Annotated in this window: 17 protein-coding genes; 2 read left to right on the top strand and 15 right to left on the bottom strand. The window is 62.6% G+C overall.

The annotated features are described in order from the left end of the window. The first annotated feature begins 241 nt into the window (after positions 1-241). On the top strand, positions 242-1,153 hold the full coding sequence (locus tag KHO31_RS22080; RefSeq protein ID WP_201073718.1) for a helix-turn-helix transcriptional regulator: 912 nt from the start codon (positions 242-244) through the stop codon (positions 1,151-1,153). A gap of 76 nt (positions 1,154-1,229) precedes the next feature. On the opposite strand, the gene KHO31_RS22075 is transcribed toward KHO31_RS22080, so the two are convergent. The 8 genes from KHO31_RS22075 to prpC all read right to left on the bottom strand — a co-directional run bounded on the left by KHO31_RS22075 (position 1,230) and on the right by prpC (position 13,721). After that, positions 1,230-2,240: a response regulator gene (locus KHO31_RS22075; RefSeq protein WP_201073720.1), complete on the bottom strand. Its 1,011-nt coding sequence runs from the start codon at positions 2,238-2,240 to the stop codon at positions 1,230-1,232. Between the two features lie 184 nt (positions 2,241-2,424). Continuing rightward, the gene (locus tag KHO31_RS22070) at positions 2,425-2,826 is read right to left on the bottom strand and encodes a response regulator (protein ID WP_456238761.1); all 402 of its coding nucleotides are present in this window, start codon (positions 2,824-2,826) and stop codon (positions 2,425-2,427) included. A 17-nt stretch (positions 2,827-2,843) separates the two neighbouring features. Next, positions 2,844-4,181, bottom strand: coding sequence for a sensor histidine kinase (locus tag KHO31_RS22065; RefSeq protein ID WP_201073721.1), 1,338 nt, complete (start codon positions 4,179-4,181; stop codon positions 2,844-2,846). Between the two features lies 1 nt (position 4,182). Continuing rightward, entirely contained in the window at positions 4,183-5,589 is a 1,407-nt protein-coding gene (locus KHO31_RS22060; protein ID WP_201073724.1) for a class I SAM-dependent methyltransferase, read from the bottom strand. A gap of 277 nt (positions 5,590-5,866) precedes the next feature. Further along, entirely contained in the window at positions 5,867-7,801 is a 1,935-nt protein-coding gene (locus KHO31_RS22055) for an NHL repeat-containing protein (protein ID WP_201107873.1), read from the bottom strand. A 512-nt stretch (positions 7,802-8,313) separates the two neighbouring features. After that, entirely contained in the window at positions 8,314-9,498 is a 1,185-nt protein-coding gene (gene prpF / locus KHO31_RS22050; RefSeq protein ID WP_211624174.1) for a 2-methylaconitate cis-trans isomerase PrpF, read from the bottom strand. Between the two features lie 152 nt (positions 9,499-9,650). Further along, on the bottom strand, positions 9,651-12,248 hold the full coding sequence (gene acnD / locus KHO31_RS22045) for a Fe/S-dependent 2-methylisocitrate dehydratase AcnD (protein ID WP_201073728.1): 2,598 nt from the start codon (positions 12,246-12,248) through the stop codon (positions 9,651-9,653). A 303-nt stretch (positions 12,249-12,551) separates the two neighbouring features. After that, positions 12,552-13,721, bottom strand: a complete 1,170-nt coding sequence (gene prpC, locus KHO31_RS22040) for a bifunctional 2-methylcitrate synthase/citrate synthase (protein WP_201073729.1) — start codon at positions 13,719-13,721, stop codon at positions 12,552-12,554. 290 nt (positions 13,722-14,011) lie between these two features. Between prpC and prpR the strand changes: the two genes are divergently transcribed. Beyond that, positions 14,012-15,976, top strand: coding sequence for a propionate catabolism operon regulatory protein PrpR (gene prpR, locus KHO31_RS22035; RefSeq protein ID WP_201073730.1), 1,965 nt, complete (start codon positions 14,012-14,014; stop codon positions 15,974-15,976). Here prpR and KHO31_RS22030 read toward each other — a convergent pair. From KHO31_RS22030 to KHO31_RS22000, 7 genes are read right to left on the bottom strand one after another with little or no spacing between them, the layout of a single operon-like run. Then, complete coding sequence (locus tag KHO31_RS22030) at positions 15,933-16,331, bottom strand: helix-turn-helix domain-containing protein (RefSeq protein WP_201073731.1); 399 nt, start codon at positions 16,329-16,331, stop codon at positions 15,933-15,935. The two genes, prpR and KHO31_RS22030, sit on opposite strands and share 44 nt — an antisense overlap. Next, positions 16,328-17,497 (bottom strand): NAD(P)/FAD-dependent oxidoreductase, encoded by a 1,170-nt coding sequence (locus KHO31_RS22025; protein ID WP_201073732.1) that lies wholly within the window; start codon positions 17,495-17,497, stop codon positions 16,328-16,330. Before KHO31_RS22025 ends, KHO31_RS22030 begins: the two co-directional genes overlap by 4 nt. Continuing rightward, positions 17,494-18,864, bottom strand: a complete 1,371-nt coding sequence (locus KHO31_RS22020; protein ID WP_201073734.1) for an FAD/NAD(P)-dependent oxidoreductase — start codon at positions 18,862-18,864, stop codon at positions 17,494-17,496. The genes KHO31_RS22025 and KHO31_RS22020 overlap by 4 nt, the downstream gene beginning before the upstream one ends. Continuing rightward, the gene (locus tag KHO31_RS22015) at positions 18,849-19,163 is read right to left on the bottom strand and encodes a (2Fe-2S)-binding protein (RefSeq protein WP_201073736.1); all 315 of its coding nucleotides are present in this window, start codon (positions 19,161-19,163) and stop codon (positions 18,849-18,851) included. Before KHO31_RS22015 ends, KHO31_RS22020 begins: the two co-directional genes overlap by 16 nt. Continuing rightward, on the bottom strand, positions 19,160-21,004 hold the full coding sequence (locus KHO31_RS22010) for an ABC transporter ATP-binding protein (protein ID WP_201073737.1): 1,845 nt from the start codon (positions 21,002-21,004) through the stop codon (positions 19,160-19,162). Before KHO31_RS22010 ends, KHO31_RS22015 begins: the two co-directional genes overlap by 4 nt. Continuing rightward, complete coding sequence (locus tag KHO31_RS22005; RefSeq protein WP_201073738.1) at positions 21,004-21,960, bottom strand: ABC transporter permease; 957 nt, start codon at positions 21,958-21,960, stop codon at positions 21,004-21,006. The genes KHO31_RS22010 and KHO31_RS22005 overlap by 1 nt, the downstream gene beginning before the upstream one ends. Continuing rightward, complete coding sequence (locus KHO31_RS22000; RefSeq protein WP_097394290.1) at positions 21,957-22,910, bottom strand: ABC transporter permease; 954 nt, start codon at positions 22,908-22,910, stop codon at positions 21,957-21,959. The genes KHO31_RS22005 and KHO31_RS22000 overlap by 4 nt, the downstream gene beginning before the upstream one ends. Positions 22,911-23,072 lie beyond the last annotated feature (162 nt).

Genomic DNA, 23,072 nt, shown 5'->3' with positions numbered 1-23,072 from the left:
ATCTTATAAGATATTTTTTGGAATGCAACCGAAATCCTGAAATTCGGCGTATACCCCTATTTTTACGTGAAATCTGCGATGTAATTCATCTTGAACGCGTGGCCGCCATCATTTAACTATCTTATAATATAGTTTTACGAGCGAACCTATACCTGCGAGACGCGCATTACGGCATCGGCCGCGATGGAGACGATTGGAACGGGCGCTCGCGTAAAATGCGGCTTTCCCGTCAAGAACAGATATGGCGACCCAGAACCCGAAACCCGCTGCATCACTTGCCGCGAAATCCGAACAGGACAACCTGCTCGCCAATCTGGCGCGGCGCGTGCGTGTCCTGCGGGCGCAGCGCGGTATGACGCGCAAGCAGCTCGCCGCGCAATCGGGCGTGTCCGTGCCTTATCTGGCACGAGTCGAGGGTGGGGAAGGAAACGTATCGGTCGCGCTGCTGCACAAACTATCCGTCGCGCTCAATGTGCCGATGCAGGACTTTCTATCCGACGGCACTGCGCAAAACGCCGATCTGACGATGCTTGTGCAATATCTCAAACAGCAAGCACCCGCGACGCTGGCGCGGCTGCGCCAGCAATTGATCTCGGCGCCGGAATTTACCGGCGTCGGGCCCGGCGGGCGAGTTGCGTTGATCGGCTTGCGCGGCGCCGGCAAATCGACGCTCGGCGCGCTGCTTGCCGCACGGCTCGATGTGCCGTTCGTCGAACTCGACAAGATGATCGAACAGGAGGCAGGCATCGCCATTGGCGAAGTGATCACGCTCTATGGACAGACGGGTATGCGGCGGCTGGAGCGCCGTTGCGTCGAGCAGATCATCGATACCTATCCCCGCGTCGTGTTGTCTCCCGGCGGCAGTATCGTCGCCGAGGCCGCTACTTATGAATTGCTGCTGCGCACGTTTTATACGGTGTGGCTGAAAGCGCGGCCGGAAGTGCACTTCGCCCGCGTGATGGCGCAGAACGACGCGCGCATCGCGACGCCGGCATTGCAACGCGAGGCGCTGGAGCACATTCATCGCATGCTCGATGCGCGCGAAAATCTGTATCAGTTGGCAAATATGACGCTCGACACATCGGACCTGACGCTCGAACAGTCAATGCATCAACTTGCCATTCAACTTCCTGAACAGATAGCGCTCTCGTGAACCGGCGAAGCCTTGTGGCCTTACGAGCCAATCACCGCTCGTTGCGCCCCTTTTGAGCGCGGGTCGTCTCCTTCGCCTACTCGAACGCCGGCTCCGAGAACCGCTCGATCCAGACTGCCAGGCGGTCGGCCGCAAAACTTGCAGCGTGTGTGCCGGCGCGGCAGACAATGGTGTCACCTTCACGCACAAACTGCAGGGCGCCGCCGGCTTCTTCCAGCCACAGTAGGCAGGCCAGCCAGCCGGCGTGCTCGGCCGATACGGCCTGACCCACCGGCCGGGTGAGGAACTCGTTCAGCGTGGTCGGCGAAGTCCAGATCAGCGCATCGCCACCGCCGCGTACTGTGGCACCAAGGACTTCAGTGAAGACCTGCATCGCATCAGCAGCGCTGCGCCCCGCATGCTGCGTACGCAACTCCACCAGGCGCGTGCTGACCGCGTGGCCGAAGCTGCCGCTGGATTCACTCTCGGCACGCACCAGGTCGGCGTAGTCCATACGCTGCCAGTCCGGCTCCACATTGCGCGTACCCGCCAGTCCGGTACCGGTCAGGTAGGTTTCCACCGGCTGGAAGCGGCCCGGGCCGATCAGGCTGGCGCATAGCGTGTGCACTGTGCCGATGCGGGTGGCCACGGTCTGGGCCTGCATGACCCCCAGCTTTTCGCGCACGAGTTGGTCACGTTCCTTGCGCAGTCCCGCCAGCTCCAGCGCCTGCTTCATCTCCATGCGCAGCGCGCTGATGTCCCACGGCTTCTTGATATAGCGATGTATCTGGCCTTGATTGACGGCCTCGACAGTCTGGTCCAGTTCCGAATAGGCCGTCGTCAGGATCCGGACGATGTGGGGATAGCGCTCGCGCGCATAGCGCAAAAGTTCGTTGCCATGTTCGCCCGGCATGCGCTGGTCGGACACCAGCACGGCCAGGCTGGCGGCGTGGGCATCCAGCATTGCCTTGCCGTCCTCCACGGAGGCGCCCGTCACCACCGGCGCGATCGCGCCGATGGCGCGCTCGAAGTATTTGACCGCGGTGGCTTCGTCATCAACGAACAGAATCGCCGGGGGCGGTGTCTGGTTGGCAATCGTATCGCTCATTGGTAACTCCTGTGCATTCGATCCTTGAAATTTGGGAATTCCAGCGTCATGGCCATGCCGGCGCCGGACGCGGATGCGATCCTGACACTCTCGCCAAAGGACTGCATGACGCGGTTGCAGAAAATCATGCCGAAGCCGCTAACGCCGGCGTTCGTGATAACTGGGTCGACCAGCAAGCACTGCATCACCTCGGGCGCAATAGCGGGGCCGTTGTCGCTGATGCCAGCACCTCGCGGACCGTGCGCACGCCTAGCGGCTTCTCCAGGATTCGGAACACCTTGCCAGAATTGACCGCTTCCAGCGCGTCTTTGTCCGCATAGGCTGTCACCAGGATCCGCACGATATGCGGATACTCCTGCGAGACCTGCCGCAGCAGGTCGCCGCCGTGCCGCCCCGGCATGCGAAAGTCGGTCACAAGGATCGCCACCCGTGGACCTTCGCGGCGCAGGATCGACATGGCCTCGTCCGCGCCGTCGGCGAGCAGCACCTCATAGTCGCTGCCGGCCGAGCGCGCAAAGTACTTGCGGGCCAACTCCTCATCATCGACGTAGACGACAGTCTGCCGCGCTTGCTGGGTCTCGCTCATCTCGACATCACTCGACATCACTCGACACGCGGCAGGTCGAAGTTGAACGCGGTCCACTCGCCCAACTGGCTTTCTGCAAACAGTGTGCCGCCGTGCCGCTCCACCACCGCATAGCTGATGGACAGGCCAAGGCCAAGGCCCTGGCCGACTTCGCGGGTAGTGAAGAATGGTTCGAACACCCGCGCCAGATTCTCCGCGGCGATCCCCGGGCCGTTATCGCGCACATTGACGTGCAGCCGGCCGTCGCGCCATTGCGCCGTGACATGGACCTGCGGCGAAACGGTGCCGGCCTTGTGCATGGCCAGTGAGGCATTCGAGAACAGGTTGATGAGCACGCCGATGATGGCGGCTTCGTCGCCCAGCACAAGGGTGTCGCCAGGCAGCTCGCGTGTAACCTTCACGCCGCGCAGCTCATGTGCGCTCAGCCGGGTCGACGAGTCAAGCGCCTTCTCGAACAGGAACGGCACGTCGTCTGCCGCCGCGCCGGGTTTGCGGTAGGCAAAGGTCTTCAGGTCCGACACGATATGCTGGATGCGGTGCATGCCCTGCTTGGCATCCATCAGGCACTCCTGCAGCGACGGGCTGTCCTTGGCCTGCGGTTCCTCCATGGCTACTTCGATGGCCATCAGGCAAAAGTTCACCGGGTTGTTGACCTCGTGGAGCAGCCCCGCGGACAACGTACCGATTGCAGCCATCTTCTCCTGCTGCAGCAACTGGCCCTTGATCTGCGCGAGGCTTTCATTGGTACGGGCGAGCTCGTCGTTTTTGTGCGCCACCTCATCCTTGAGCCGGAAAAGCTGGAAACGGCCCTTCTCGTTGAAGTAGGTGTAAATGGAGCTGGCCAACGCGCAGAAGAAGATCAGGATGAGCTGGAACTGAAACTTGCTTGGGTCCTGTATGCCGCTCGGGTGTGCCACACAGGCGACGTAGTAGAGCCCGACCGTGGCCAGGCCGAATGCCAGCGTCTGCCAGTAGCCGGAGGGGAACAGGATCCCGACCGCAAAGATCGTCAGCATAAGCCCGGCATAGAACAGCGACTCCCCGCCCTGCGTGGCATAAATCATCCAGGAGATCATTGCCTGCGGCAGCAGCAGCCAGAAGAAGGTGATGACCTGCACGTGGCGTTTGCCCGTTTCCGTGTAGAGCGAGAGCAATGCCAGGCCGATGGCTGCGCTGGTCAGCACCCGAATGATGGCAAAGCGCTTCTGCTCAGCCGGATACACGACATAGTCCAGCGCCACGCCCATCAGCACCAGCACGATCACGGTCAGGCCGCCAGCCTTGCTGCACAGCAACCGGTAATCGCGAAACTCTTCACGATAGTTCGAATGGAGCCCAGCCAGGGATGTCGTCATCTCAGGCTACTTGTTGCTGGCCGATCATCACCTCGGCAAACACATTAACCCCGGTCGGGTCCGTGTACAGGCGCGGCTCGCCGCAGTTCTCCGGCATGATTTCGGCCATCTGTGCCTCGTTGCGATAGATCAGGTACCACTCCAGCACATGCTCCATGCTGAAGCGCTCCGGGTTGTCGGCGTGGACATTGGTGACCAGCAGGTGGCCGCCCCGTCTGGTGCGGCTGGCGAAATGCTGGTTCAGCCGGGCACAGACCTTGTCTGACAGGTAGTCGAACAGGCCGGCGCAATAGACCGCGTCGAACTCGCGGACGTCCGGTGCGTCCGCATCGATCCGGCGCTTGAGCAGGTGGTGGACCGACTCATGCGTGTAGCTAATGGTCATACGCGCGGCCGTTTTCTGCGCGACGGCCGCCAGGCGGTCGCGCGTCCAGTCCAGTGTCTCCTGGCTGAAGTCGAGCAGTTCGAATGTCAGCCACTCCGGTTCGTCGTATTCGTGCATGAAGCGCTGGATCTCCTGAGCGGGGCCGCAACCCACGTTCAGCACCCGGAACGGCCGCCGCGCGGCGCGCGCTTCATCGGCCAGCCGGGTCAGGTAGTTCACCAGCAGCTCGACGCGATTGCGGTGCGCGCGGGCCACGGCCGTCTGCAGGAAGGCCGCGTTGACGATCTGGAAATACGTGCTCGGGCCCTGGCGGGGATCGTCGAGCATCTGGTTGACCATCTGGTAGTCACCGGCATAGCCCAGCGGCTTCGTGAAGGTGCGGAAGACGAAGGGCGAGCGCAGCAGCAGGGGATGTAGCGCGGCCTGGGCAAAGGCACGGTGTGCCGGCGCCAGTTCTTCGTCGACCAGGCGCGCCTCGCCTTCGAAATCGTCGAAGTAGGACTTGGTCCTTTCCATCAGTGGCGACGCCAGTTCGAGGAAGAAGTCCTCGCGCAGGCTTTTGCCATCCTTCGGCATGGTGTCGGCCAGGTCCGCCTGCTCGACCCAGCGCGACATGTCCGAGAGAAAAGCCCGGATCTGGTTGACCGCGATTTGATAGTCACGGCGGATCTTGAAACGTTCGGACCAGTCCTGCACGTACCGGCGGGCTTCTTCCCCCACCGCACGCGCTTCCAGCGCGCCGCCACTCAGTTCCAGCCACTCGGCGATCAGCGTCACCGAGACAATGGCTGTCAGGCCGGTGTTGACCATACTGATTACGACCGCCTTGCCCGAATAGGCGTGCTCCACGCCCATCTTGACCGACAGGTCGCTCAGCACCTCACTGACCTGGACAATCGAGTACGGGTTATAGACCTCCATCACCAGGGACTTTCGCTGGAGATTGATGATCGTGCCCCGCACCTGCTCGCCCTGCGAGTTGCGGAAGCTCACTACCGGATCGATTTGCGTTTTGGAATACACAGTATTGAGGCTAGGTAAGTACCACGACAAGTTGGTTTGAAATCTGGTGCCATACCCGGGCCAGCAGGTCGGCCAGTTCAGCGCCTCGTGGGCCTGAAGACCGGTGTCGGAACGATCCGGACCTTTGCGATTGCAGCATTCTACTGATAAAAATTTCAAGCTGTCGACAATCTAGGCGGGAACGACGGAGGTCTGCTGTTGGGCCGAACCCGGAAGCTCAATGAAGGACGGGTGCATCGCCCGCCGTGCATAACGCTCTCATCGACGAAACGCACGATCAGGGCGTCCAGCGATAAACGGTGATACTGGAGCCCTTGACGTTGTTCTTCGTGACCACGTACTCGCCCGTCGATCGAAGATATGCCCTGATGCCGTACATCGAATCGATGGCGCTGCTGGCGTCCACGGTACTGGTACTAGTGTCGACCAGCGTGGTGTCAAGGTTGCCTGTCGCGAGATTGAAGGCGTCGATGTTCGGCAAGGCCTGCCCGCTGCCGCTGAACCAGTAGCCGACGAAGAGATAGTTGCCGGCCGCGTCAATCGCCTTGGCGCCGGTGTGGGGGAGGTTGATCACCGGATTGGGTGCCGTGGTATTGCCCGCGCTCCAGCCGTGATACACCTCGATCCGCGTGCCTATCGACGTCCAGTCCGTACTCCCGACGATGCCCTGTCCGAGAATCATGGTGTCGCTGTCCGCGAGGTAGACGATGCGCGTCAACGGCTTGATGCTGTCGGGAATGCGGATGGGGATGCCGGGTCCCCATGTTGGCTTGCCGCTGGCGTCGAAGCCGGTCAGCGGGTAGTGGTAGATGTAACCGGTCTTGTCCAGGCCGGCCCACACGCCTCCCTTGCTGTCGATGCAGAATCCGTCCCTGACCAATGCGCTCGTCTTGAACGCCGTACCGGGAAGCGTGGCGTCCGGTATGGCGATGTAGCCATTCGCAGCATTGAAGTGGAAGAAGTAAAAGGTATCGGGATTCTGGCTGGTCGCCACGAGGATCCGGTTGGCACCGACAGCGGCAAGTTCACTGAAGTGCTCATCCCGTGCGCGATCGTTCATGTTGATGCGTGGATCAGACGGGTAGGCGAACGGATCGACGGTGTTCGCGACGAAGGTGCCCCCTGCGCTGCCGGTGTAGATGTTGGTGCCGCCATAGAAGTAGGCGCCGTCGGTACCCGGGTCCGGCGCGGCGATGCCCTCGAAGTTGAGGGACTGAAGCGTCCACCGCAGGTTGCCGGCACTGTTATACGCATGAATGTCGGTGCCGCCGTTGCGGCCGAGGTCCCAGCTGCCGCCCCACGGGTTGTTGAGCACATAGAGGTTGCCTGCGGTGTCTTTGCCGATGCCGGCGACACGGGTGAAGCGCTTCGCACCGACCAGGCCTTTGATTCCCGTCGTGGCGTCGAGATAACCGCCCTGAACGCCGAAGGTACCGGTCAGCGTCGGCGTGCCCGAGAGCGTGTAGCGCTTGATGTTCATGTCGGGGCCTTCGTCCCCGACCATGAGTTGCCCCGACGACGCATCGAAATAGAGCGCCGACGGATGTGACCCACTGGGCATCCGAATGGTGTTCAGCAGAGCGCCGGTTGGACCGAACCCGACGATCGAGCCCTCACTCTTCTGTGCGACCCAGACGTTGCCTGCACCATCGAGTGCGAGCGCGCCCGGGCCCGAGACGTTGATGTCCCGCTGCCAGACACCGTTGGTAGTGAAGATCCGGACGCGATTGCCATAGAAGTCGCTCGCATAGAGGAGCGAGCCCGCCGTGGCGAGTCCGGTGACGACGTCGATCCGAGGCTGGTTGCTCAACGCACTCACCTGAATCAAAAGATCGCGAGCCTTGGTGGTGCGGTTGTATCGTCCCACCGCGCCGCTTCCGTACGACCCGCCAGGCTGCAGTGCCACAAAGATCGACGTCGCGTTGCCGGTAATCGCACTGCCCTGAAACTCGCCGTGCGCGCCGATCGAGCTGAGGCTCTTGCCGTTCTGGTAGATGGCGACGCCACCCTCGTACTCGTCCCACATGGAGGACGTATAGATGACACCTTCGGGCGCGACCCACATGGACCGCGCGGTGTTACCCACGTGGGCAGCGAGAGTGCCATAGGTGTTCGCCAGCCAGTCGGTGGTGTTTTGCGCCTGACAGGCCGGCGCAATCGTGGCGATCGCTGCGGCGAGGAGCAAAGCATGAATTCGCTTTCTTTCGACCATGACTTCTGCTCTCCTGAATGTCGCGATCATTCACGTGAATGGCTTCTTTAACTCGAAACGCATAACGGGCAACTCGCGCCTCTTCATTTTTAGATCACATTGCGTGATGTACTCCAGAATCCATGCGCATTGAATCAAATGGCGGTTCGTTATTGAAGCTGGCACCATCCTATAGTCTCACCGATGCCAGGCCTCCGGCGAAGCGAGTTCGACTGTGCTGCGGCGAGCACAGTGCGAAGTGGAAGGGGTGGAAGCGATCAAGACAATGGCAGGCTCATTCTCCGCGATCAAGATCAGGATGACTGGAGTCTGGTCGCCGCAATCCGGCGCTGGCGGTGGACCGATGGAGGAGACACTGTGGTATGCCCCGACCGCCAAGCGCGTTGTCCGGGAGGAGTTTCAAGGCCGCCTTGCCGGAAAGGGCGCACCCGCGACGACCGCAATGGAACTGGTGCGTTACGCGGTGAAACCATAGCGCGTCCTCCCAGATGGCCGCTATGCCACGGGACAGCTCATTCCCCCAGCACCCTCACCCACCCCTCCATCAACACCCGCGCGCTGCGGCTCATCATCGCTTTGGTGACGGTCCACGCTCCGCCTTCCTCGCAAGCCTCGGCCCCTACCCGCAACGTCCCTGACGGATGCCCAAACCGCACCGCATCCCGCGCGCCGCCGCCGGCAGCAAGATTCACCAACGTCCCCGAGATCGCAGCCGCCGTGCCAATCGCAACGGCAGCCGTTCCCATCATCGCGTGATGCAGCTTACCCATCGACATCGCCCGCACCAGCAGATCGACGTCACCCGCGGCGACACGCTTGCCGCTAGAAGCAACGTAGTCGGCAGGCTTCGCGACAAACGCAACCTTCGGCGTATGCTGCCGCGTCGCAATCTCATCGATATGCTTGATCAGACCCATACGCACCGCACCGTGCGCGCGAATGGTCTCGAACATGGCCAATGCTTTATCGTCGCTATTGATGGCGTCCTGTAGTTCGGTACCCTTATAACCGATCGATTCCGCATCCACGAAGATGGTCGGAATGCCGGCGTTGATCATCGTCGCCTTCAGCGTGCCGACACCTGGCACCTCGAGGTCATCGACCAGATTCCCCGTCGGGAACATCGCGCCGCCGGCACCCTCTTCTTCGGCGGCAGGGTCCATGAATTCAAGTTGGACCTCAGCAGCAGGAAAGGTCACGCCATCGAGTTCAAAGTCTCCAGTCTCCTGCACAGCGCCATCGGTAATTGGCACATGCCCGATAATCGTCTTGCCGATATTCGCTTGCCAGATGCGCACAATCGCCACACCGTTCTGCGGAATCCGGCTCGCATCGACAAGACCTGCGCTAATTGCAAACGGCCCCACCGCAGCAGAAAGATTCCCGCAGTTCCCACTCCAGTCGACAAACGCCTTATCGATAGAAACCTGCCCGAACAGATAATCCACGTCGTGATCCGGCTTGCTGCTCTTCGCGATGATGACCGTCTTGCTCGTGCTCGAAGTCGCGCCGCCCATACCATCGATCTGCTTGCCATACGGGTCCGGGCTGCCAATCACACGCATCAGCAGCGCATCGCGCGCGACGCCCGGCACCTGGGCCGCCTCCGGCAAATCCTGCAGCCGAAAGAACACGCCTTTGCTGGTACCGCCGCGCATGTACGTCGCCGGAATCTTGATCTGTGGTTTGTGGGCCATGAAAGTAGTGTCCTGATGAGGGCGGGCGGAATGGCATAGCGCGTTGCGCCACACCGCCCAAACCTGCGTTACGTTCGCCGCTGAACCGACCAGGCCGACTCGTTCGACCAGGGCAGTTCAAGCGGCTGAATCAACTTGAAAAGCTTAAAACCTTAAGCCGCAGCTTTCGTCGATTCAAGAAAGTCCTGTGCAAAGCGTTGCAACACACCGCCGGCTTCGTAGATCGACACCTCTTCCGCGGTGTCCAGGCGGCACGTCACCGGCACCTCCACGCGCTCACCGCTCTTGCGATGAATCACGAGCGTGAGGTCGGCGCGCGGCTTGCGTTCGCCGATCACGTCGAAGGTCTCGGTACCGTCGATAGCGAGTGTCAGGCGATTCACACCGGGTTTGAATTCCAGCGGCAACACACCCATGCCCACCAGATTCGTGCGGTGAATCCGCTCAAAGCCTTCAGCAACGATCGCCTCCGCACCGGCAAGACGCACGCCCTTCGCCGCCCAGTCACGCGACGAACCCTGACCGTAGTCGGCCCCGGCAATCACGATCAGCGGCTGCTTGCGCTCCATGTAGGTTTCGATCGCTTCCCACATGCGCGTCACCTTGCCCTCCGGCTCGATGCGGGCCAACGAACCCGCCTTGACCTTGCCGTCTTCCAGCACCATCTCGTTCTTCAGCGTCGGGTTCGCGAAGGTGGCACGCTGCGCGGTCAGGTGATCGCCGCGGTGAGTTGCGTACGAGTTGAAGTCCTCTTCCGGCAAGCCCATCTTGGCGAGATACTCACCCGATGCACTGTCCGCCATGATCGCGTTCGACGGCGACAGGTGGTCGGTCGTGATGTTGTCGCCCAGCACAGCCAGCGGGCGCATGCCCTTCAGCGTGCGCTCACCGGCAAGCGCGCCTTCCCAATACGGCGGACGGCGGATGTAAGTGCTCATCGGGCGCCAGTCGTACAGCGGATCAGCCTTCTCACCGGTATCGACGGAGACGGCGAACATCGGCTCATACACCTTGCGGAACTGTTCCGGCTTCACGCTTGAAGCGACGATCGCGTCGATTTCTTCATCCGACGGCCAGATGTCCTTCAGCCTGATGTCATTGCCGTTAGCATCGACGCCCAGCACATCCTTCTCGATATCGAAGCGGATCGTGCCCGCAATCGCATAAGCCACCACCAGCGGCGGCGAAGCCAGGAAGGCCTGCTTCGCATACGGATGAATACGGCCGTCGAAGTTACGGTTCCCGGACAGCACTGCCGTCGCATACAGATCGCGATCGACGATTTCCTTCTGGATCACCGGATCCAACGCACCCGACATGCCGTTGCACGACGTGCACGCATACGCGACCACGCCGAAGCCCAGTTGCTCCAGTTCCGGCAGCAGGGCCGCCTCTTCCAGATACAGCGTGACCGCCTTCGATCCCGGCGCGAGCGACGTCTTTGCCCAAGGCTTGCGGGTCAGTCCGCGTTGATTGGCATTACGCGCCAGCAAACCGGCGGCGATCATGTTGCGCGGATTGTTGGTGTTCGTGCAGCTCGTGATCGCAGCGATGATCACCGCGCCGTCCGGCATCAGGCCGGGCTCGTTCTCCACCTTGCCGCTGATGCCGCGCGCCGCCAGTTCGGAGACCGGCAAACGGCGATGCGGGTTCGACGGACCCGCCAGCGTACGCACGACAGTAGACAGATCGAAAGTCAGCACACGCTCATACTCGGCACGCTTCAGCGTGTCGCCCCAGAGGCCCGTTTCTTTCGCGTAGGTCTCGACCAGCTTGACGAGTTCATCGTCACGGCCGGTGAGCTTGAGGTACTTGATGGTCTGCTCGTCGATGTAGAACATCGCGGCCGTCGCGCCGAATTCGGGCGCCATGTTGGCAATGGTCGCGCGATCGCCGAGCGTCAGGTTGGCCGTACCCTCGCCGTAAAACTCGAGGTACGCGCCGACCACTTTTTCTTTACGCAGGAATTCAGTCAGCGAGAGCACGATGTCAGTCGCCGTGATGCCCTCAACCGGCTTGCCCGTGAGCTCCACACCGACGATGTCCGGCAGGCGCATATAAGACGCGCGGCCCAGCATCACGCTCTCAGCTTCGAGACCGCCCACGCCAATCGCGATTACGCCGAGCGCATCCACCATCGGCGTATGCGAGTCGGTACCGACCAGCGTATCGGGGAAGGCAACGCCGTCTTTCACCTGCACGACCGGGCTCATGCGCTCCAGGTTGATCTGATGCAGGATGCCGTTGCCCGGCGGAATCACGTCGACGTTCTTGAACGCACGCTTGGTCCAGTTGATGAAGTCGAAGCGGTCTTCATTGCGGCGATCTTCGATCGCGCGGTTCTTCGTGAACGCATCCGGATCGAAACCGCCGCACTCGACGGCGAGCGAATGGTCCACCACCAGCTGCGTCGGCACGACCGGATTGACCATCGCGGGATCGCCGCCTTGCGCCGCGATTGCATCGCGCAGGCCGGCAAGATCGACCAAAGCGGTCTGGCCGAGAATGTCATGACAGACCACGCGCGCCGGGAACCACGGAAAATCCAGCTCGCGCTTGCGTTCGATAATCTGCTTGAGCGATGCAATCAGCGTCACCGGATCGCAGCGGCGCACGAGGTTTTCGGCCAGCACGCGCGAGGTGTACGGCAGCTTGTCGTAAGCGCCGGGCTGGATCGCATCGACGGCGGCACGCGTGTCGAAGAAATCAAGCTGGGTGCCGGGAAGGCGTTTGCGGTTGGCAGTATTCATGGCGTAGGGGACAAACAATAATGATCTGGGGACAATGGCGGCAGCTATGCTTCACGATCCGCTGCCCCTCTTTCAAGCGGTGCGACCCTTGCGTGTCGATCGGACAGTCTGTGTAGTTTAGCTCGCTGGGGCGCGCCGGCTTGCAATGTGTTTCGTTGATGCGCCGCACAACGCACTGCGCGGCGCACAGTAAAATGCGCTGCAAAAAAACAGCCTTGGCTCGGGGTTCCAACGAGCCAAGGCCTAACTTCATCACGCCGCTCTCACGAGACGCAATGGAGGAGAAACGCTGCGGCTTTGCTCTTAGACGCGCTTGGCGAGCGGCACGAACGGCAGATCGTCCGGGCCGGTGTAATTCGCGCTCGGACGGATGATCTTGTTGTCGATCCGCTGCTCGATAATGTGCGCGCTCCAGCCAGCCGTGCGGGCGATCACGAACAGCGGCGTGAACATCGCCGTCGGCACGCCCATCATGTGATACGACACCGCGCTGAACCAGTCGAGATTCGGGAACATCTTCTTCGCGTCAGCCATCACCGATTCCAGACGTTCGGCGATATTGAACAGCTTCGTGTTGCCCGCTTCCTTCGAGAGCTTCTTCGCGACGTCCTTGATGACGCTGTTGCGCGGATCGGAAATCGTGTACACCGGGTGACCGAAACCGATCACCACTTCCTTGTTCTCGACGCGACGGCGGATGTCGGCTTCGGCCTCATCAGGCGTCTGATAGCGCGACTGGATCTCGAACGCGACTTCGTTGGCGCCGCCGTGTTTCGGGCCGCGCAGCGCACCGATTGCACCTGTAATCGCTGAGTAGATGTCCGATCCCGTGCCCGCGATCACGCGGCCGGTAAAGGTCGAAGCGTTGAATTCGTGTTCGGCGTACAGGTTCAGCGATACATGCATCGCGTCGACCCATGCCTTCGACGGCTTCACGCCGTGCAGCAGATGCAGGAAGTGGCCGCCGATCGAGTCGTCATCGGTTTCGACTTCGATGCGCTTGCCGTTGTGCGAGTAGTGGTACCAGTACAGCAGCATCGAACCGAGCGAGGCCATCAGCTTGTCGGCGATGTCGCGTGCGCCCGGCACGTTGTGGTCGTCCTTCTCCGGCGACACGGTGCCGAGCACCGACACGCCGGTGCGCATCACATCCATCGGGTGAGCGGCAGCCGGAACGCACTCCAGCGCGGCTTTCACATTCGCGGGCAAACCGCGCAACGCTTTGAGCTTGGTCTTGTAGGCGGTCAGTTCAGCCTGCGTCGGCAGCTTTTCGTGGACCAGCAGATAGGCGATCTCTTCGAATTCGCATGCACCGGCGATGTCGAGGATGTCATAGCCGCGATAGTGCAAATCGTTACCGGTCTTGCCGACCGTGCACAGCGCGGTGTTGCCAGCCGTCACGCCGGACAGCGCGACGGATTTCTTCGGTTTAAAGGCGCCTGCGTTCGGCGTGCTGTTATCGGCTTCACTCATAATTTCGTCTCCAACTGCGGGGTTGCGTTCGTGCGGCAATTAGCGCGCCGAGCTTGTCTTTCAGGGTTTCAATGCGGTGACCGGTGAAAACGGAGGCTTATAACGCAAAGATCGGGCCATGCTGGTCGCAAGCCGCTAAGTGACTGATTTAACAAGAAATCACCTCGGGGACGCATCGCCGGTTGATTTCATAAGTGAAATCGCGGATTTCAAATCCGAAAACTACGGGTGCATAATAGGCGGGCTTCTCATCGTTCCCGCCCTACTCCACCGACAACGAGCCGCCCGCAGTGAGCACGCCCCCCTTCGACCCCGCGCAGCGCCCCCGCATCTGGGCCGTCAGCATCAGCCGACTGCGCGATCTGTTCTTCGACATTGCCGGTGAGTACGTCGAACGCGCCGATCTGCGCATCGTCTCGCATGGCTTCGAAGACGCCGTGCATGAAATCGATGCGGTCGGCGCCGGGCGTCCGGATGTCGTGATTGCTGGCGGCTCCAACGGTGCGTATCTGAAAACACGCGTCAGCGTACCGGTCGTGCTGATCGGCCCGACTGGTTTCGACGTCATGCACGCGCTCGCGCGAGCGCGGCGCGACGGCGCGAAGGTCGCACTCGTCACGCACGGCGACACGCCGGACGAAGTGCGGCGCTTCATCGCTGCGTACGACATCGATGTGACATTTGCGTCGTATCAATCGGCGCAGGATGCGGAGAGTGTCGTTCTCGATCTGCGCGATCGCGGCATCGGCGCCGTGGTCGGCCCGGGGCTCATCGCCGATCTCGCGGCGAACGCCGGCATGGGCGCGGTGTTTCTGTACTCACGCGCATCGGTACGCGCCGCGTTCGACACCGCACTCGAAGTCGCGCAGGCCACCCGCCGCGAAACAGTTCGCCGTCAGCGGCTCGACAATCTGCTGCAGCATCTGCGCGACGGCGTGGTGGCGCTCGACGCGCAAGGGCGCGTCGAAGCGATGAATCAGCGGCTTGCCGACGTGCTGGGCATCGACGCGGCGCAGGCAGTGGGCCGCGCATTGCTCGACCTCGCGCCCGATCTCGCAGGCAGCTTGCCGGACTCGGACGGCGACGCCTTCTGCACGGTGCGGGGCGCGAGCTATGTCGTGCATCGCGGGCCGCTGGCGAGCAGCACCTCCGCACCAGGCACCGTGCTGACGTTTCAGGAATCGCGCGCGGTCGAACGGCTCGACCGCACCTTGCGCTCCCGGCAGCGCGTGCAGCAGTTCAGCGCGCGTTACCGGCTCGGCGATATCGTCGGCGCAGCCGATTCGATCGAACGGGTCCGCGCGCTCGTGCAGCGCTACGCCAAATCAGATGCCACCGTGCTGATTCTCGGCGAAAGCGGCACCGGCAAGGAGATGGTTGCGCAGAGCATGCATCAGTTGAGCGCGCGGCGCGATTTCGCGTTCGTCGCCATCAATTGCGGCGCGTTTCCTGAGGCGTTGCTCGAAAGCGAGTTGTTCGGCTATGAGGAAGGCGCGTTCACGGGCGCGCGCAAAGGCGGCAAGGCGGGGCTGATCGAAGTAGCACACCGCGGCACGCTGTTTCTCGATGAGATCGCCGAAATGCCGTTGTCGTTGCAAAGCCGGCTATTGCGCGTGCTGCAGGAGCGCGAAGTCGTGCGGCTCGGCTCGACGGAACCGACGCGGGTGGACATCCGGGTCGTCGCGGCGACGCATCGCGCGTTGACCGAGGGCATCGAGGCGGGCAGCTTCCGCGCGGATCTTTACTACCGGCTCAACATTCTGAGCATCGCGCTGCCGCCGCTACGCGAGCGGCCCACCGATCTGCTGCCGCTCGCGGTCGAACTGCTGCTGCAGGCCGCGTCGCGTGAGCCGAGACTGGCGACTCGCCTGCCCGATGCGGATGCGGCGAGGCGCGTCCTCGCAAATCTCAGCGAACCGCTAAAGCGTTACACGTGGCCAGGCAACGTGCGTGAACTACAGAATGTGATCGAACGGATTGCGGTTGAACTCGCAGACACGGACACCGACGCAAACGGCGCAGCAGAAACCGTCTTTACGGGCGACGTACTACGCACAGTCGCACCGGAAATCTTCGCGCAGCCCCAGGCGCGCACCAAGAAAACAGCGCTAACGTTACGCGAACGCAGCCGTCACGTGGAAGCAGACGAAATCCGCACCGCCCTCGCCGCATGCGACGGCGATCGCGATGCGGTTTGCCAGGCCTTGGGCATCAGCAAGACGACCTTATGGCGGAAGCTGAGCGCGACGCAGTAGCCTGAACCACGCCACCATGCATCGCCGCATTCGCGCCGGCGCGCTCGATGAACATGCTGGGCGTCATTCCGCAGCATCGTTTGAAATGCCGTCCGAAATGGCTCTGATCGAAGAATCCGACCTCGGTCGCGACGACCGATCCCGGCACACCTTCGAGCAACAAGGTCTGCGCCCGTTGAATCCGCAGCCCGCACAGATAACGATAGGGCGATGAACCGTACTGCTGACGAAACACCGTCGCGAAGCGCGACACGCTGAGCGCGGACAGCGCGGCGAGTTGCGCGAGCGTCACCGGTTCGTCGAAATGGGCTTCGATAAACGCCCGGGCGGCATTGAGGCTGATGGACTGTTTCATGATGTCGCGATGGTCGAGCGGGGCGCGGCTTGCTGCGCGAACCGGGAGACGGAAAACACATCGAGGGGAATGGCCGTGCTGCCCGTATCGACGAGTTCGGCCAGCGTTTCGCCAACGCCCGGACCGATCTGGAAACCCGAGCCGCAGAAGCCGAACGCGTAGTAAAGACCGTCGACCTTGCTGCTCGGCCCGATCACCGGTTCACCGTCGGGCAGATAGCTTTCCACGCCGCTCCACACGCGAATCACATGCAGCGGCGCCATCGCGGGCACGAGCCGCCGCAACTGCGCGACTTGGCGCACGGTGTTGCTCGGCAGGACCGACGCGCGGCACGTCACCGCATCCGCCGGCCCACCTGGACCGCCGCCGACAATGATATTGCCGCGCGGAATCTGGCGGAAATAGATGCTCTCTTCCTTGATCGAGGTGAACACCCCCATCGACGACTTGAACACATACGGCACCGGCTCGGTCACGGCCATCTGCGGTCCGCTAGCGACCAACGGAACGGGTTCGCCGAACTGTTCGGTCAGACGGCTCGCCCAGGCGCCCGCGCAGATCACGAGTTGCGCCGCCCAATACACGTCGCCACCTGCGCTCTCCACGCGAAACCGCTCACCGTCCTTTTCGACCCGCACGATCTCCGTGTTCTCGACCACCTGGGCGCCGAGTCGCGCAGCCGCACGGCCAAACGCGGGCGCGGCGAGACGCGGATTAGCGTGACCGTCGAGTGGTGAAATCGACGCCGCCAGCACCTCGCGCCCGAGAAACGGAAAGCGTTGAAACACGGCATCGCCGTGCAGCACGTTGAGATCGAGACCATAAGCGCGGGCATCGATCGCATACTGATCGAAATTCTCCACGTCCTTCTGGTGATAGCACACGCGCGTGTGGCCCGACGCCAGAAACTCGATGTCTTCGCCGAGCAGCTCCTTCGAGCGTTGCCATGTCCGCAGTGCGCGGTTCGCCATCTCCAGTTGCGGCAACGCGCGTCCCTGCCGGCGAATGCCGCCGAAGTTCACGCCGCTCGCCTGCTGCCCCGTGAGTCCACGTTCGAGCAGAATCACCGAGCGCTTGCGCTGACGCAGGAAGAAGGTGGTCGTCGTTCCCATGATGCCGCCGCCGATTACGATGACATCGGCTTCGTTTGCAGTCGTCGCGCTCATTCGCTCACCTCTTCGGCAAGCGCCACCGGCAGCGGTTTGACGGGCGCCTGACCACGCAGCCGTCCCACCGAGGACAAGGGCACCGAGGCCGCCGCCGCGATGATCTCTGCGCCTGCGTGGCCACAGTAACGCCCCTGGCAGCGGCCCATGCCGACGCGCGAAAACGCCTTCGCGCGATTGGCTTCCTGGGCGCCGGTCGCCTGCACGACGCGGCGCAGTTCGCCGGCTGTAATGGCTTCACAGCGGCAGACGATCGTTTCATCCGGCAGGGACGCGGCGAATTTCGCGGGCCATGGAAAGGCTTCGCGCAGGCCCGCTGCGAAACGCGTGAAACGCGCGAGTTCGGCACGCAAGCCTTCGACGCCTTCAACCTGCATGCCGTGATCGTGCAATGCCGCCAGTGCAGCGAGCCGGCCCGAACGTTCGGCTGCGTCCGCACCGCGAACTCTTGCACCATCGCCCGCCAGATAAACGCCCTTGACGCTGCTACGGCCGTCGTCGTCGATTTGCGGAAGCCACTGCTGCGCGTTGTCGTCGAACAGGAAGCGGCACCCCGCGAGGTCCGCAAGTTGCGTCTCGGGACGCAGGTGATAGCCGAGCGCGACGGCATCGCACGCGAGTTCGAGTAGCTCGCCGCCAGGCAATGCAACCACGACGCCGCTCACGCCTTGCTGCGGCGAGCCTTTGATTTCCAGAGGCTGCACGCCACGATGAACCGGCACGCGCGCCTTCGCAAGCACACGCGTCAACGCAATGCCCTTTTTGAGCGCGGCAGGAATCGCCAGCAAACGAGGCAGCGCGGCCACACGCTGCATGAATGTCGACGTATCGAGCACCGCGGCCACCTGCGCACCCGCCTTCACGTATTGCGCCGCCACGAGATACAGCAACGGACCGCTGCCCATCATCACGATGCGCGAGCCGATCGCGCAGCCCTGCGATTTCAGCGCAACCTGCGCGCCGCCGAGGCTATAGGTGCCCGCCTGGTGCCAGCCCTTGACCGGCATCAGCCGATCGGTCGCGCCGCTGCAAACAATAAGCGAATCGAACGTCAGCGTCTGGTAGCGCGTGCCGCTCGCCAGATGCACGGTGTTCGGCGAGATATTCCAGACCAGCGTCTCCGGCAGATAATCGATCTTGCCCTTCAGCGCATCGAAGCGCTGATGCAGCGAAGCAGCACGCTCGGCCTCGGTGCCGTACAAGGTCTCATAGCTGCGTGAAAAACCCTCCGGCTGCCGCCGATAGATCTGGCCGCCGTCACGCCGCCCTTCGTCGACGACCGTCGGCCGCAACCCGGCTTCGACCAGCGCCTGCGCAGCGCGCACGCCCGCCGGCCCGGTGCCGATGATCACTACACGCGGGGCCATATACCCTCCTCGGCTTCGGCCAGCTTCGTCACGATCGACATGCCGGGCGCCGCGGGCGTACTGCACGCCCGCATGCGTTCGCCTTGCGCCGTCCAGACCCAGCAATCCTGGCACGCGCCCATCAGGCAGAAACCGGCGCGGCGGCCATCGCCGAATTCGGAATCGCGCAACGTGTCCACGCCGGTCAGCAAAGCGACCATCAACGTGTCGCCCTCGGCTGCCTCGCGCACGACGCCGTCCACCGTAATCGGGAAGGTCTTGCGGCCCGTCTCCGCGAGTCGCACAAATCGTCCGTTCATACCGGGGTCACCTCTTCGGTCTGCAAGCGATTCAATTCCGCCGCTGGATGATGGCAAAGAATCTCAGCGCCCGAAGGCAGCTTCTTCATGGCCGGCGGCGTCATATTGCACATCCCGTCGATGCGTACCGGGCAGCGTGCACGGAACGAGCACAGCTCGGGAATATTGGCGCTCTCGCCCATCGGCGGCAACGCGGCACAACCAATCTCGCGGCGGGCATCGAGCCAGCCGGGCTTCAAAGCGGGCACCGAATCGACCAGCAAGCCCGTGTAGGGGTGATACGGCGGCGCGGCGAGCACGTCGCGCTGTCCGGCTTCCACACGATGCCCCGCGTACAGCACGATCACTTCGTCGCAGATCGCGCGCACGGTCGAGATGTCGTGGCTAATGAACATGTACGACACACCCAATTCACGGCGCAATTCGGCCAGCAGATCGAGGATCGCCGCGCCAACCACCGTATCGAGCGCGGAAGTCACTTCGTCGCAAAGGATCAACGCGGGATCGGCGGCAAGCGCGCGCGCCAGATTCACACGCTGCTTCTGGCCGCCGGAGAGTCCGGCCGGCGTACGCGTAGCGATCGAAGCCGGCAGCTTCACCAGATCGAGCAGTTCCAGCATGCGTTTCTTAGCGGCCGAGCCGCGCAGATGGTGATAAAACGCCAGCGGACGGCCCAGGATATCGGCGATCGAATGGCTCGGGTTCAGCGCGGTGTCGGCATTCTGGAACACGATTTGAATCTGCCGGTACTGCTCCGGCGTGCGGCGCGACAGTTGTGCGGGCAACGGCTTGCCGTCGAACAGCACTTCGCCGCGCGCGCGGTCGACCAGACCGGCCACCACACGCGCGAGCGTCGTCTTGCCGGAGCCGGATTCGCCGATCACCCCGAGCGTGCTGCCGCGAGGAATCGACAGGCTGACGTCGTCGAGCACGCGCACAGCCGGTGCGCCGAAGCGGTCGATCCGTCCATAGCCTGCCGCGAGTCCGCGAATTTCGAGCAGTGGCGGGATGTGATTGCCGACCTGCTGCTGCGGCTCCAGCTCCATTTCCGGGCGGCGCGTGGCAGCGAGCAGTTGACGCGTATAGGCATCCACAGGCGCATCGAGCACTTGCGCGACCGCCCCATTCTCCTTCACCGCGCCGCCGTTCAGCACGACGATGCGGTCCGCCATCTGCGCGACCACAGCCAGGTCGTGCGACACATACACGGCGGTCGTGCCGAGTTCGCGAATCACTTTCTTGAAGGCCGCGAGCACTTCGATCTGCGTGGTGACATCGAGCGCAGTGGTGGGTTCGTCGAACACGACGACAGCGGGATCGGTGATCAACGCCATCGCGGCCATCAGGCGCTGCAACTGACCGCCGGACACCTGATGCGGATACCGGTCGCCGATCGTCTCCGGCGCGGGCAGCGCAAGCGCGCGGAACAGGCTGATCGCTTTCGTGCGCGCTGCGTCTTTCGTCATCAAGTGATGCAGCAACGCCGGTTCGGTGACCTGATCCATGATCGTACGTGCCGGATTGAAACCCGCCGCCGCACTCTGCGCCACATAAGCTACAGTCCGCGACCGTAACGCACGACGGCCTTTGGCATCGAGCGACAGCACATCTTCGTCGCCGATACGGATCGAGCCGCCGCTAATCGAACAACCCGCCCGCGCATAACCGAGCAATGCCAGCGCGATAGTCGTCTTGCCCGACCCGGACTCGCCGATCAGCGCCAGCACCTCGCCCTTCTTCACCGAAAAGTCGACGCCCTTGACGATCTCGGTCACCGGCCCCGGAGCCGCACCCGCGACCACCCGCAGGCCCTTCACTTCAATCATGTCCCGATCAGCCATCATGCACCTCCATGGCTACGGCCACGACGCCGCAGGTTGTCGATCAGCAGATTCATGCCGATGGTCAGCGTCGCGATCGCGACCGCCGGCATCAGAACGGCAGGCGCACCCTCCGACAAACCGCCGATGTTCTCGCGCACGAGCGAACCCCAATCGGCGTTCGGCGGCTGCACACCAAGACCGAGAAAACTCAACCCGCTCAGCAGCAGCACAATGAACACGAAGCGCAAACCGAAATCGGCGAGCATCGGATGAATCATGTTCGGCAGCACTTCGACGCGTGCGATATAGAAGATGCCTTCGCCGCGCGCCCTGGCTACCTGCACGTATTCGAGACCCATCAGGTTCACAGCAAGCGAGCGCGAAATGCGGAATGCACCGGGGATATAGGCCAACGCGGCGACGGTCGTCAGCATCGTGATCGACGAACCGAACGCCGCGATCACAACCAGCGCGAGCACCTTGCTCGGAATCGAAATCAGCGCGTCGAACAGACGGCTCAGGATTTCATCGACCCAGCGCGTGGACACCGCGGCGAGCAAACCGAAGAACGTGCCGATCAAACTGGCGAGCACCGCGGCAGCCAGCGCGAGGCCCACCGTATAGCGCGCGCCGTAGAGAATCCGGCTCAACATATCGCGGCCGAGATAGTCGGTGCCGAGCGGATACGCCGTGCTATAGCTGCCGAAAATCTCCGTCGATGTCAGCGTGCCGCCGTTATACGGTGCAACCAGCGGCCCGATGAACGCGACGATCAGCCAGAACGTCACCAGCACGAGGCCGATCAGGCCGAGCACGGAGAAGCGCTGCACCAGCCGTTTCAACACGCCCTGTTTCAGCGCGGCAGTTTCGACGACTGGCGTCTCGATGACGGGTTCATCGACGCCCAGGTCGTACAGCTCGGTGCTGGCATGGGGCACATGAGGAACGTGGGGATTGGTAGGTTGGCTCATCATCGACGCAGCCTCGGGTTGGATACGATTTGACACAGGTCGGCGATCAGCACCAACGCGAGATACGCCGCGCAGAACACCATCACGCAGCCCTGCACGAGCGGCATGTCGCGGTTGGTGACGGCGTCGACCATCAGGCTCGCGAGGCCGGGATAGTTGAAGATCGACTCCACGATCACCACGCCGCCGAACAGATACGACAGGCTCAACGCCACCGCATTGGCAATCGGCCCGATGGTGTTGGGCAACACATGCCGCAACACCACGCGCGCGGGCGACGCGCCCTTGAGCACCGCCATTTCAACGTACGACGAATTGAGCTGGTCGAGCACCGCGGCGCGCGTCATGCGCGCCATCTGCGCGACGATCACGCAGCACAGCGTCATCACCGGCATCGCGTAGATGCGCAGCAGCGCGCCGAACGAATGCACCTCCGAGAGATACGACAGCGCGGGCAGCCAGCGCAGCTTGACGGCGAAGATCAGCACCGCGATGGTGGCGATCAGGAACTCCGGCACGGCGACCGTCGACAGCGTGAGCACGTTGAGCGTCCGGTCGAGCAGCGAGCCGCGGAACATCGCCGACGAAATACCGATCAGCAAGGCCACGGGCACCGAGACCAGCGCCGTCAGACCGGCCAGCACCAGCGAATTCGGCAGGCGCGTGGCGATCAGCTCGCTGACCGGCAGATTGTTCGACAACGAGGTGCCGAAGTTGCCGCTGACAATATGAATGAGCCACTCGAAGTAGCGTTGCAGCGCCGGTTGGTCGAGACCGAACTGATGCCGCAATGCCGCGACGGCTTCCGGGGTTGCCGCCTGGCCGAGCGCTTGTTGAGCCGCATCGCCGGGAAGCAGCCCGGTGATGGCGAACACGACTGCCGAGACCAGCAGCAGCGTAAGCAGCGCGAGGCCAAGGCGCGCGGCAATGAGTCGTTGCGCGTGTGCTTTCATCGAAAGTCTCCTCTGTCGATCGGAGTTGGCGCTTTAGCGCTTACTCCGATCCCATGCAACGTAGTTGCCGTTAAAGCCGCACGCCACTCGATCAGCGGCGTGCGTGTTGCCGGGTCCGACTTTCCAGTTCGCCAGACTGGAAACCCTTCGTTACTGCGCGTC

It is taken from the genome of Paraburkholderia domus, from assembly GCF_905220705.1.
Lineage (GTDB): Bacteria > Pseudomonadota > Gammaproteobacteria > Burkholderiales > Burkholderiaceae > Paraburkholderia > Paraburkholderia domus.
Note: the sequence above shows the minus strand (reverse complement) of the source record. Positions and strands in the feature narration are given on the sequence as shown.

Bases quoted from the DNA above. Each gene is read 5' to 3' on its own strand.
- KHO31_RS22000 (WP_097394290.1), bottom strand. From the start codon at position 22,910: ATGAAAGCACACGCGCAACGACTCATTGCCGCGCGCCTTGGCCTCGCG.
- KHO31_RS22080 (WP_201073718.1), top strand. From the start codon at position 242: ATGGCGACCCAGAACCCGAAACCCGCTGCATCACTTGCCGCGAAATCC.
- prpF (WP_211624174.1), bottom strand. From the start codon at position 9,498: ATGGCCCACAAACCACAGATCAAGATTCCGGCGACGTACATGCGCGGC.
- prpC (WP_201073729.1), bottom strand. From the start codon at position 13,721: ATGAGTGAAGCCGATAACAGCACGCCGAACGCAGGCGCCTTTAAACCG.
- KHO31_RS22065 (WP_201073721.1), bottom strand. From the start codon at position 4,181: ATGACGACATCCCTGGCTGGGCTCCATTCGAACTATCGTGAAGAGTTT.
- KHO31_RS22015 (WP_201073736.1), bottom strand. From the start codon at position 19,163: ATGAACGGACGATTTGTGCGACTCGCGGAGACGGGCCGCAAGACCTTC.
- KHO31_RS22030 (WP_201073731.1), bottom strand. From the start codon at position 16,331: ATGAAACAGTCCATCAGCCTCAATGCCGCCCGGGCGTTTATCGAAGCC.
- KHO31_RS22005 (WP_201073738.1), bottom strand. From the start codon at position 21,960: ATGATGAGCCAACCTACCAATCCCCACGTTCCTCATGTGCCCCATGCC.
- KHO31_RS22025 (WP_201073732.1), bottom strand. From the start codon at position 17,497: ATGAGCGCGACGACTGCAAACGAAGCCGATGTCATCGTAATCGGCGGC.
- KHO31_RS22070 (WP_456238761.1), bottom strand. From the start codon at position 2,826: ATGAGCGAGACCCAGCAAGCGCGGCAGACTGTCGTCTACGTCGATGAT.
- acnD (WP_201073728.1), bottom strand. From the start codon at position 12,248: ATGAATACTGCCAACCGCAAACGCCTTCCCGGCACCCAGCTTGATTTC.
- KHO31_RS22020 (WP_201073734.1), bottom strand. From the start codon at position 18,864: ATGGCCCCGCGTGTAGTGATCATCGGCACCGGGCCGGCGGGCGTGCGC.
- KHO31_RS22055 (WP_201107873.1), bottom strand. From the start codon at position 7,801: ATGGTCGAAAGAAAGCGAATTCATGCTTTGCTCCTCGCCGCAGCGATC.
- KHO31_RS22075 (WP_201073720.1), bottom strand. From the start codon at position 2,240: ATGAGCGATACGATTGCCAACCAGACACCGCCCCCGGCGATTCTGTTC.
- KHO31_RS22010 (WP_201073737.1), bottom strand. From the start codon at position 21,004: ATGGCTGATCGGGACATGATTGAAGTGAAGGGCCTGCGGGTGGTCGCG.